This window comes from Methanohalobium evestigatum Z-7303, from assembly GCF_000196655.1.
GTDB classification, from domain to species: Archaea; Halobacteriota; Methanosarcinia; order Methanosarcinales; family Methanosarcinaceae; genus Methanohalobium; species Methanohalobium evestigatum.
This window is the reverse complement of record NC_014253.1, coordinates 1109231-1121444: the sequence shown is the minus strand read 5'-3', so window position 1 is coordinate 1121444 and position 12214 is coordinate 1109231. Positions and strand designations below refer to the sequence as shown.

Annotated in this window: 10 protein-coding genes; 1 reads left to right on the top strand and 9 read right to left on the bottom strand. The window is 36.0% G+C overall.

All coding sequences use genetic code 11. From position 1 onward, the window contains the following. Positions 1-34 precede the first annotated feature (34 nt). The 4 genes from METEV_RS05735 to METEV_RS05720 form a co-directional block, all read right to left on the bottom strand. Positions 35-2068 carry a PAS domain-containing sensor histidine kinase gene (locus tag METEV_RS05735; RefSeq protein ID WP_013194603.1) on the bottom strand — a complete coding sequence of 678 codons (2034 nt, stop codon included), beginning with the start codon at positions 2066-2068 and terminating at the stop codon, positions 35-37. Positions 2069-2135: 67 nt separating this feature from the next. Continuing rightward, on the bottom strand, positions 2136-4286 hold the full coding sequence (locus METEV_RS05730) for a PAS domain S-box protein (protein ID WP_232216889.1): 2151 nt from the start codon (positions 4284-4286) through the stop codon (positions 2136-2138). A 190-nt stretch (positions 4287-4476) separates the two neighbouring features. Continuing rightward, positions 4477-5154, bottom strand: coding sequence for a sensor histidine kinase (locus METEV_RS05725; protein ID WP_269634956.1), 678 nt, complete (start codon positions 5152-5154; stop codon positions 4477-4479). A gap of 45 nt (positions 5155-5199) precedes the next feature. Further along, positions 5200-6492, bottom strand: coding sequence for an RNA-guided endonuclease InsQ/TnpB family protein (locus METEV_RS05720; RefSeq protein WP_013194601.1), 1293 nt, complete (start codon positions 6490-6492; stop codon positions 5200-5202). Between the two features lie 238 nt (positions 6493-6730). On the opposite strand from METEV_RS05720, the gene METEV_RS05715 reads away from it, so the two are divergent. Next, positions 6731-7858, top strand: a complete 1128-nt coding sequence (locus METEV_RS05715) for a glycosyltransferase (protein ID WP_013194600.1) — start codon at positions 6731-6733, stop codon at positions 7856-7858. A gap of 12 nt (positions 7859-7870) precedes the next feature. Here the strand turns inward: METEV_RS05715 and METEV_RS05710 are convergent, their stop codons facing one another. From METEV_RS05710 to METEV_RS05690, 5 genes are all read right to left on the bottom strand, one after another. Beyond that, positions 7871-8608 (bottom strand): sugar phosphate nucleotidyltransferase, encoded by a 738-nt coding sequence (locus tag METEV_RS05710; protein WP_013194599.1) that lies wholly within the window; start codon positions 8606-8608, stop codon positions 7871-7873. Positions 8609-8725: 117 nt separating this feature from the next. Beyond that, complete coding sequence (locus METEV_RS05705) at positions 8726-9163, bottom strand: universal stress protein (RefSeq protein WP_013194598.1); 438 nt, start codon at positions 9161-9163, stop codon at positions 8726-8728. Between the two features lie 37 nt (positions 9164-9200). Further along, on the bottom strand, positions 9201-10595 hold the full coding sequence (locus METEV_RS05700; RefSeq protein WP_013194597.1) for an SLC13 family permease: 1395 nt from the start codon (positions 10593-10595) through the stop codon (positions 9201-9203). 27 nt (positions 10596-10622) lie between these two features. Next, positions 10623-11168: an adenylyl-sulfate kinase gene (gene cysC, locus METEV_RS05695; protein ID WP_013194596.1), complete on the bottom strand. Its 546-nt coding sequence runs from the start codon at positions 11166-11168 to the stop codon at positions 10623-10625. 47 nt (positions 11169-11215) lie between these two features. Then, positions 11216-12190 carry a DHH family phosphoesterase gene (locus METEV_RS05690; protein ID WP_013194595.1) on the bottom strand — a complete coding sequence of 325 codons (975 nt, stop codon included), beginning with the start codon at positions 12188-12190 and terminating at the stop codon, positions 11216-11218. Positions 12191-12214: the final 24 nt, after the last annotated feature.

The following is a 12214-nucleotide window of genomic DNA, read 5'->3' as shown; positions in this document are numbered from 1 at the left end:
TTATTGATAATCACCAATTTTAGACTGGTTTCGTTTAACTTATTTTTGGTAATATGATATGTACATCTGTACCTTCCTTAATTTTACTTTCAACCCATATATTCCCATGATGTTTTTCTATAATTTTCTTGCAAAAATACATCCCTGCACCGGTTCCGCTATATCGTCTTTTAGATGAATCGTCCTTTTGGTAAAAGAGGTCGAATATATTATTTGCTGATTCTTCATCAATACCTATTCCATTATCACTTACAATAATATGAAGATTACCATCATCAAAAGCATGCACATCTACTTTTCCACCAGAAGGAGTGAATTTGCAAGCATTGTCCAGAATATGTACAAAAACCTGCTCAAGGTATTCCGGATTTGCATCCACCAAAGGTAGGTTTGAATCGATATTTGTAGTTAAATTAAGTCCTTTATCAAAAAAATATACGCTATTTTCAGATACAACATTATTTAATAGACTACTCAATGATATTTTCTGTGTATGCTGAATACCATTGTCCGATTCCAATATATTAATATGTATAAGTGTATCAATAAGCCATCTTAACCTTTCACAGCTTTGAGAAATAACAGATACTGCTTTGGATTGTTTATCATTGAGTTCGCCCAATTTTTTATTATTCAATAAATTACTGTATCCCTTAATGTTTGTAATAGGAGTTCTTAACTCATGACTTACATTGGATATGAACCTGTTTTTCATCTCACTTAAGGATTTTAATTCTCTATTTGCTTTTTGTAGATCATCGTAATATTTAAGGAGTTGTGTTTCTGTTTCTTTTCTCTGTGTGATGTCATCAAGGGCTATAATAGATTCATTCACGTTTCCTTCTTCATCACCTAATGGTACTATTTTATAATAAATCCATCTTTTTCTTCCCCAAAATGATATGTATTTACGTTCATTTTTTACAATCCTATTATTGCTAAAAGCTTTTCTAAGTTCTTCATCAAAGCCTGAATTTTTAATATGAGGTGACTCTAAGAGGTTAAATTTTAATGTTTCCTCTTTAGAAGGTGAATTTAATATCTCTAATATACGTTTATTAACATCAACAATTTTTCCATTGGATTTACATTTCAGTAAACCTACCGGACTTTCTTCAAACAACTGTTTATATTGATTTTTGCTTTCTTGAAGGCTATTTTTTAAGTTTATTAATTCAGTGACATCTATTCCAGAACTTAGAGTTCCTATAATTGAACCATTATCATCTTTTAGAACCGAATTATACCACGATATTATTCGTTCTTCACCATTTTTCCCAATTATCGGGTTAATAAAATTATTATTATCTTCATGACCCTGTATCAAATTGTTAGAAATATTATTAACCTTATCCATATATTCCCTGGGTACAAAGTTTTCATACATATTTTTCCCGATTAATTCAGTTTTATCGTACCCAAGAACTTCACAACCCTTGTTATTTATGAGTTCAATCCTTTGGTTATTATCCAAAACAATGATTATAGCACCCGATATATCCAGATATTTTTGTGCTTTATCTCTCTCAATTTCAAGTTGTTTTGTACGCTCATAAACGATTTTTTCCAGATTATTTCTCTGGTCTTTGATTTTATTTTCAAGTTTTTTTTCTTGGGTAATATCCCGTAAATGTTCCATTACATTTGTAAGGTTTCCATTGTTATCAAAAATAGGGTATGCTCTGACATCGAACCATATATCCATTTCCTCGATATATTTTACAACATGTTCAGGTTTTTTGGATTTATAGACTTTGGAAGTGGCACAAATTTTGCATGGTTTGTTTCTACCAATTATTTCATAGCACTTTTTACCAGCAACTTCTTCGGGTTTTAGATTGAAAAAACTGTAACCAGCTTTGTTATATTTGATTATATTATGATTAGTATCCTGAATACCTAATATGTCGGGTATAAAATCAATTATGTCATCTGATATCAAAGTTGAAACTTGATTATCATTGGAATGAAATTCAGTCAAACGTTTTTGTAAATCTGAATTTTGATTACGTAATTCTTTTATTTCCTGAAGCAACTGATTTTTGCTTTTTTCATCGTCTTTTTCCATCAAAAACACTGTACAATAATGTTAATCTAATACAAAGTATTAGTTATATATAGTTTTATTATTATATTTATGTGGTTAAATGTTTTGTTTTTCTGATTTTAATATCATTTTCATCTGATGGAATCGTAAACGTGAATTTGCTACCAGTACCGACTTCGCTTTCTACCCAAATATTTCCACCATGTAGTTCCACCAACCTTTTAACGAGTGTAAGACCGAGACCTGTACCTGAATATTTGCGGCTTGTACCGGTATCCAGCTGTTTAAATGGCTCAAAAATCTGGTTCAACTTTTCATTAGGGATTCCAATACCCGAATCTACAACTGAAAATTTGTAGTTATTATTCTCATCCAGATCCAGCTTAATGGTGATGGATCCATCATCAGTGAATTTTACAGAATTGTATAAAAGATTGTAAAGTATGTGTTTGAGTTTAAGTTCATCTGCATAGATATAGTCTACTCTTTGGTTAATTTTTGTTTCTATCGTTAACCCTTTCTTAGAGGCAATTGGGTAAACATTAGATTTTAAGTTTTCAAATAGCTCATGTACTGCTATGTATTCACACGAGACATCAAGTTCACCAGAATCAATTTTAGATAAATCTAACATTTCATTGATGATATTGTGCAATTGCTGTCCTCTATCATGGATTTTACTCAGATATTTTTCCTGGCTATCATTTAAATCTCCTGCTTTACCTTTTAACAAAACGTCAGAAAAACCTATGATAGTAGTTAATGGAGTTCGCAATTCGTGACTTACATTGGCAATCATATCACTTTTTGCTTGGTTAGCGGCATAAGCTTCCATTTTTGCATAAACCAGATTATCTTCAGTTTGTTTTTGCATTGTGATATCACGTACGAAACCGAGAATTGCAGGTTTTCCTCCCAGATCGATACGAGTTAATCTAACTTCAACTGGATATATTGTACCATCACTTCTTTTATGATATGTCTCTACAAGGTAAGAGGTATCAGGTGATGTTTTATTCCAGTATTTATCCCTGAAAACATCTACATCTACATAAGGGTCAAAATCAGTAACATTCATTGATAATAGCTTATCCTTTATATAACCAAGGCTTTCACAAGCAAGTTCGTTTACATATAAGATATTCCCATCAAAATCATGGACAATGATAGCATCTGCAGCATGTTCGATAAGGGTTCGAAATCTTTGTTCACTTTCTTTAACCTTATCCTCTTCTATTTTACGTTCAGTTATATCTGTTGTAAACCCAAGAAATCTGTCTTCATTGAGTTTAACAGCCTCTACAATCCAAATCCTTCTATCTCCGTTTTTTGTTATAAAAGGTAGTTCTGTTGAAATACTGCCTGTATCTACCAGTTCATTAAAAACCAGATTTACCTGTTCATATGCATCAGATGGATGTAGATCGACAATGTTCATCGAAAGTAATTCATTCATAGTATACTCTGTCATAGAAGAAGCGGTAGGATTTACGTCTACGTAGTTTCCATGTCTATCGATAACAAATATCCAAAAAGGGGCGTAATCCACATAACTGCGGAATTTATTTTCACTTTCTTTTAAGTCCTCCTCTCTTTTCTTCAGTTCTTTTTTCATTTCAATATTATACAGGGAATAGGAGATATCATTGGCTACTTCCTGAAATAAATCCTTTTCACGTTCTGAAATTATATTGCTAGGACCGGATACAGCCATCAAACCGTAGTTTTTATTTCCATAATTCAGTTTCGATACTAGAGAATTTTTACCCGGTTCTTCTGAACTAAGTGGACAAGCCATACATGTATATTCTGTATTTTCAATCACCAGTATACCGTCTTGATTAAAAACTTCCTGAATACATTTTATGGTATCATTACTTTCGTATTTTTCTAAAAAATCGTAGAATACAGCACCTACACCAGATTCTGATGATGCATTTACATTATTATCTTCATCAAAGATAATTATCCATGCACTATCAAAAGCATTGGTCTGGGTCAGGTTATTACAGGTTTCTTCTATTAACTTATTAAGGTTACTTTCCCTAACTATAAGCTGGTTAACATTATTGATAGAGCGTATTACATTGTTTAACCTCTTGTATTCGCCCATAATGTTTGCAATAACCAGACCAAATAATAAGAAAAGAGGTAAGATTAGTAAATGTGCAAAAACATCAAATGCTGATAAAGATGATGAGGGGAATAAATAATAGATTTCAATGATGGTTTCTACCAAAACAACAAATATACCCAGAAATAACGTAAGTAAAATTAAGATTTTCTTTCTTCCAAAAAAATCCAATAATTCATTAGGTAGATTAAATACCAATTCATTTCCCTCATTGAAACATTATAAATAAATATGATTAACAATTTATTTAATATTTTTTATAATATAATTTTTTGGATATGTGCCAATTACATATTTATACTCTTTTTTCAAGAGTAAACCAAAAAACAGAACCATTTCCCTCAGAGTTATCCGTAACTCCCACCTCTCCACCATGAATATGCACAATCATTTTTACTATAGCCAGCCCAAATCCTGTACCCTTGATACCCTTCTTATCTTTTCTTGAGAACCTATCGAAAAGATGGGGTTTGTCTTCATCAGGAATACCGGCTCCAAAATCTGCTACATTAATTTTCCAATAATGACCCTCATCTTCAACATAAACTTTAATTGTACTATTATCAGGACTATATTTGATAGCATTTGACAACAAATTAGCAAATGCCTGCTCAACCATTGAATTGATTTTGCATAAATGTTTCTTATCTGTTAATATCTCGACTTTAAGATTTTTACTATTTAACTGGTACTGGAAATCATTAACAACCTTTTTGATTATCTCAATAATATCTCTATTTTCGAATTCCACGTTATCTATGTTTTCCAGTTTTGCAAATTCCGTTGCATTTTCAAGCAATTCTATAACCTTGTTGTTGCTTGATTGTATCTTATTAAGTAGATGAACCTTGTTATCGTCTTGTTCCTTCTTAATTAACAACTTTGTGTAGCCGTCTACAACAGTTACAGGGTTTAAAAGGTCGTGTCTTATAATATCGGTAAAAGTGTCTTTGAATTGGTTTGATTTTTCCAGTTCTCTAGGTCAGCTACCAACGACTAAAGTCGTTGGCTTGTCAGGTTAAACTGACAATTTAATTCGAGAGAAGGCTGGTCGCTTTTCAGGTTCGAAAGTAACCCTTATTCTCTCCGGTCTGCTGACGAGACCTCTATCGGTTATCCTTTGGATTGAATCACCGACTACTTTTCTTAAGATATTTAATGCACCATTAACATCGGCATTGAGCAATTGACCGGTGGAAGACTTGAACAGTCCTCTCTTGATTCTTCTACCCATATATTCTTCATGTTTTCTGATGGGTTCCAGAGACAGTGCATCGGTTTTACTTGTATAGGATTCGTCCTCTTCTATGTAGTTGATTCCGTACAAATCACATTTGGACTGTAGTTTACTTTTGAACAGGAAATATGGTATGCTCTGGAAATTCTGATTGTTCTTTTTACCGATATTCTGTTCCTGTTTGATTTCTTTCAGTTCACCGATAACAATGTTGCCGATGTCTTTATCTATACAGGTTTTAACAATGTAATCAACCGACCTGTTCAGGAACTCGTCCACCTTGTTATCTCGCTTATTAGTAAGCCTACTCAATCTTTTGGTGAACTTGTGTTCCATACCCTGTTTGTCTTTCACACCCTGCAACCTTGCCTTTTCTTTGTTGTAGAACTGGTTAATGGATTTGATGTGTTTACCGTCAATTATCTCGGCTGTACCTGTGGATGTTTCCACAAAGGTTGCAAAATTATCAAGACCTAAATCGATTGATAGATATTGATTTTTATCAAGATTCATGTCTTGTAGTTTTTTATCATATACATACTGCATCTGGTAGAATTTACCGTCATGTTTTGGAACAATCCTGACTTCTTTCAATTCATCAGGATTGATATGGTCGGGTAGTTTGAAAGTTAATTCATCACCATTAAGTCCGTACTGCTTTTTGAATTCCCTACTCATGCCTAGTTTGAAATATCTACCCTTAATAGACATTCTTTGAGCGGGATATATCAATACAAACCGTCCATTTTTGTCCAAGTAACCTGGTGTATTAATGGGTCGGTTGTAGTTTCCTTTTTTCCTTTCTTTAAGCAGTCTGAAATAGCTCTTGAAAGTCCTATCTACGATTTTGAGAATCTGTTGAGCATTATCGCTATATAACAGGCTGTAATTATCATTATCCTTGCAATAATGGTAATTATTGGTGTACGGTAAGAACTTGTTATTGTAGAAATAGTACTGTCGGACATTGTACACCCCGACATTATACAGGTTTTTGGATAGTTTACTCAAAGTGTCAACTATCCAGTACTGCTGCTTGTTCATCCGTAGATAGTTTTTGGTGGTGATTTTCATTGTATTATATATATAATGTTTTCCTAAAATAAAAAATTTTGTTCTTTTAAGCAATGGGGTCTAAATTCCTCACTCTTTAAACCAAGTTTAAAGATATCCTTAAATCTTTGATTTAAGGAGAACGACTAAAGTCGTTGGTTTCCTTTGACCCCCTATACCCCTTTCTCATGAACTTTAACATACCTTAACTTGTTGATAAATTATATTAACGACCAAAGCCTTAATAGTGTTCAAACAAATGTCTCTTCTACTCTACTCCGCAATAATAACCGCTGCAATCCCGGTATCTATTTACCTTATCTACATAGCCGCAGTAATATTTACAAAAGAAAACTCAGGGAACAAGATAAAAAACCCTCCAGACATTACTGTAGTAATACCCACATACAACGAAGAAAAAGTGATAGAGCACCGTATCAAAAATCTCAGGGATATCAATTATCCGACAGATAAAATCCATGCAATCGTTGTGGATGACAGGTCATCAGACAACACCGTAGAACTTGCAAAAGATGCATTTGATAAATATAATGTATCGGGAGAAATCATTGTAAAAGACAGCCGAACCGGTACCAACGAATCAGTTAACCTTGGGGTTAAAAGTGCAAGAACTGATATCGTGGTTACAACGGACGCTGATGTGGTATTTGAAGACAATGCACTTGACTATGCGATTGGCACACTGTTAAGTGACGATAATATTGGAGCAGTATGCGGAGAGCTGGAACCAATTGTGAAAGAAAAATCATTTACCACAGGTTCCGAGAAGGCTTACCGTTCAGTCTACGGTAAAATGTGTACATGGGAAAGCCATATTCATTCGACCTACTGTTTTAATGGTCCCCTGATCGCTCTCAGGAAAAAGGCATTTTCACCAATACCTGCAACACACGGGGCATCGGATGCAGGAATGGCGCTTGAAATCATCCGCAACGGTTATAGGTGTATATATGAAGCAAATGCAAAATTTTATGAATACATAACAGAAAACCTTACGCAGCAGCGCCGCCAGAAAATCCGCCGGTCTTCACGACTTCAGGAAGCGACTCTGCACAACATCAACCTTATATCCTCAAAATACGGGAAATTTGGAACCCTGATACTTCCAATGAGGTTTTTAATGTTTTTTGTAGTTCCTGTCATGTTTTTTGTCAGCGTAATTTTGTGGTCGGTATTTTTATCACAGTTTAATATCGTGTTTGGTCTGGTAATTATTGCAGGATTTGCAGGTGCACTCATTTCAGGGTTGTGGAGTTCAAATATACTGTCATCGTTTATCTGGCATCAGGTTTATCTACTTTTCAGCCTGAGGTATATGTTTAAAGGCAAACATATCTGGCAGGCGATTGATAGAGAAAAAGTATAATTGAAAGTTGAATTATTCTTTTGATTTGTTGTTTTTCAGATAATAATCATTGGCCTTCATCAGGTCTTCAGGAGTTCCGACATCGATATGGATGCCGTCGATTTCCCTGTAGACCACATTTTTACCCTGTTCTACCAAAATTTTAATCGAATCGGTAAGCTGGTATTCATCTTTATAACCGGGTTTTGTATCCCTTATAGCATCAAATATTTGCGGTTCAAATACATACATACCGGCTATACCAAGTTTGCTGGGTGCTTTGTCAGCTTCAGGTTTCTCGATCAAATCTACAATGTTGTTGCCGTTTGTTTTGATAATCCCATGTCTTGTGACATCAGACACTTCCATAACACCGACAGTAGCATCAGCCTTATTATTTTCATGGAACTGTTTCAAGTCCTGCAGGATGGTATCCGGTGAGAAGAAATTGTCCCCGAGTACAACAGCAAATGGTGAGCCATTAATTACATGTTCTCCAGCCTCGACAGCATTTGCAAGACCCAGTCTATCATCCTGGACAACATAGGTTATATTCACGCCGAAACGTTTTCCTGAACCAAGATAATCTGAAAGACCGTGCTTTTTTGGGCTTACAACAATGGTAATATCATCTATTCCCGCATTAACAAACGATTCAACCGCATGCTCAATAACTGCTTTATCTCCTACCGGTAACAGTTCTTTTGGCATCGCATGGGTAAACGGACCCAATCGGGTTCCGCTCCCTGCCGCTGGTATTAGCCCTTTCATTATTTTTCACCTGAATGAATATCATATATAAATAAATTTAATCTTTAATAAAATTTTTCTGGTAATTTTATTGAATATTATCTATATCATTTGGCACCTAAAAACTCATCAAATAAATCAGACAACTACAACCTCACACTCTAATTTGGTCTTTAACCTGTCAGTTTTTCTGCCCATATCCTCAACCAGAACAGTATCAACACCATGTTTACCGGCAACCTCAACCACATTTTCAACAAAATCCCCTTTTAACTGCAGAGTCTTATAATCGATACCGCGCTTTTCGGCTTCTTCACCAATTCTACCCAGTCTCTCAGATATTAATTCATCTCTATCTTTCTTAATATCCTTCATCAAATCCTTAACTATTTCTTTACCCAAAAATCCGTGATTTTGAGTAACTTTGGCTACTTTTTCTGTTATGTTTTTATCACGTACACTCAGTACTATCAATTTTGCATTTTTTTCCTGCGCCATATCAAGTGCGCGTTTTGCTGGTTCTTTATGGATGGAGGTTGCTGAAAATGCTACCATTATAGTGTTGGATTCGTTCATGATTGTATCCTTTGATGAAATCAAATATTTTGAATAATCAGGTTATGCTCAGTCCAATGATTGGCCAGTATACAAGTGCCATTATAATAAAAGCTATCCAAGAAGTAAGATTTAAAATTAATCCCGGTACCAACACATCTTTAATTTCGTAATATCCCGATGAATAGGCGATAGCATTTGGAGGAGTACCCATTGGGAACATAAATGCAAGACCTGATGGAATAGCAATCAGGTAGACCATAGCCACTGGATTGATGCCAACTACATCACCTACACTAAAACCTATAGGAATCAAAATCGCAACAGCTGCAGAATTACTGATACCCTCTGTCAGGAATTTGGCGACTAAAGAAATTCCAAGCATTAACAAAATCGGAGTCAGAACAAAACTGTCAAGAGCCTGATTCGCAAGCCACTGCGCTGCACCTGTCTGGGATAGTGCCGAGCCGATGGAGATAGCACCACCGTACATCAGGATTACTCCCCAGTTGACATCGGACTCTATATCTTCCCAGTTTACAACATTGAGTATAAAAATAGCAACAGCACCAAGAATTGCAATAGCTGCCAGTCCAAAATCATGACCCAGAAATATCCATGAGAGGATTGTCAACACCAATATCGCACCGGATTTCTTCTCATAGATGTCCATGCTGCCAATCCGGTTCAATTCCTTCTCAAGAACCCTTTTTGCGGGCTTGACATCATCTACATCGACCTTGAAGAAATAATTCAAAACCACAAACCCGATGACAAGCATCACGAAAACTATAGGAATTGCAGCTACGCACCATTCAAAAAACGATATTTCAATACCTGTATTCTCTTTCAACATAGCGATAGCAAGCGGGTTTCTGGCACCTCCAAGCAGAGTACCCACACCACCTATAATCGCACCCCAAGCAAGAGACAGGAAAAGTAAAGTTCCATACTCGCTATCCAGAGGTTCAAGGTCAAGGTTATCAGCGATAGTTGATACCACAGGAAACATTATGGCTGCAACAGCATGTTCTGGCATGATGAAAGACATGAGAGCAGAGGAAATCATGATACCAGCCAGCAGATTTCTGGGAGTTCCTCCGAACCTGCTGAGCATTTTCAGGGCAAGACGTTTACTAAGTCCTGTTTTCATCATGCCTGCTGCAAGGATAAACGCACCCAGGATAAAAAACACTGCACGGTTTCCAAAAAGTGAAAAAGCGTCCTTGCTGGACATCACATCGAGCAGGGGCAGCAGAACTATTACAAATAGACCGGTCACTGATAGAGGGAGAGCATTGGTAGTCCACAATATTATAGCTACAATAAAGATACCGAGCGCATTTTTACCCTCGACAGTTAAACCTTCAGGTGATGGTGCAAGAAAAATCCCTGCAAGTATTATCAGGGAGAATATGATTATGAGGTAGCTGTGGTTGTTATCTCTCCCCATCCATAACACTACTTTATACTAATAATATCAATTCGAAAAGTATCCCAGTTCATCCAGTTTACTGACGATAGTTTCAGCAGCACCTTCGGGAGTGGTGTCGCATGTATCAATTACCACTTCGGGGTTTAAAGGTTCTTCATAGGTGTCCTGATACCCTGTCAAATCGGTTATCTCACCCTGTTGGGCTTTGGCATACAGACCTTTCGGGTCTCTTTCCATACATACCTCAAGCGGGGTTTTTACATAAACCTCTACAAAATTCTCGATTTCATTTCTTGCATGTTCTCTGAAAGACCTGTATGGAGATATCAGCGCTACATTAACAGCGACACCATTTCTCGCAAGGAGTTTACTGACAAATGCCACGCGCCTTGCATGTTCCTGCCGGTCTTCTTTGGTAAATCCAAGATCGGCACTTAGACCTTTGCGTATCTCATCACCATCCATGGTTTCGGTACAGAAACCTTTTTCCTGAAAAATTTTAGTAAGCTCTGCTGAAATGGTTGATTTCCCTGTCCCCGGCAGTCCTGTTAACCATACCACAAATCCATTATTACTATTACCGTTGTTCATACATCCACCTGTTACTCGTTATCAATATTAATTTCATAAATCTTTGATTATTCCTTTAATAAACCTATTACTTCTTTGATAAAGTAATCGGTGTCACTTTTTGGAAGGATGATACCTGCAACTTCTTTTTTGCCGCCTGCAGAATATCCTCTCTCCTGTGCAGCATCAATTACAGGTGTCATAACAGGTCCTGTTTGTCCTGCTCTTACATACAACTGGTCTTTATCATCAAAGAACCCGCGGTTTACTACCAGAGCAACTCTGCATTTACCACTCCAGGCAAGACTTCTTGCAACAGGTGATGTTATATTATATCGGGTGTTGATTTCCTGTATTGCTATTCCGTCTTCATAATCTACAGGCATGTTCTTCTGACGTTCTGTTTCTTCTTCGAGGTCATCAAGATTTTTATGCCAATCACTGTTGTCCAGTATACGCTGTGGATAAAGTTTATTTTGCTTGACAAAATGAACAGCATCCATCACCTTTTGTTTATCCCCTACCTTGTAATTGGAATCGATTAACTCGACCATTTTCAACAAATCCTCAAAGTAAAATTCACCATCATTTAAAAATTCCTTAATGTAGGGGTAAATATCTACATTATCCTTGATTTTCTTTTCCCTGTCACCGACTGCACCAAGAATTGAAAACAGGTCGATTTCTCTGTCCAGCAGTCTGGTTAAAACCCATGTATTTGAAGGATAATTTTCAGCTGGTTCACCAATGCTTACAGGATTTGAGTGATGTATACCGTTTCTCTGGATATTATCCTGCAGGTGGTGGTCAAATATATAAATCTGTACACCTGATTTATTCTTCAAATCCACAATGTTATCTTCAGGAATTGCCATATCAGCGATGATGATAAAATCGTAGTTTTTTTTGCTTATTTTATCAATCTCATCGACAGTAAAAAAATAATTCCCTATATGTGGAACGTAAGTGTCAAATTCCTTACCCAGATATTCAAAGAGTATCGCTGCCGAACAGATACCGTCTGTATCCCAGTGATGTATCAATAACCCATTATTACCTTCTGGTAA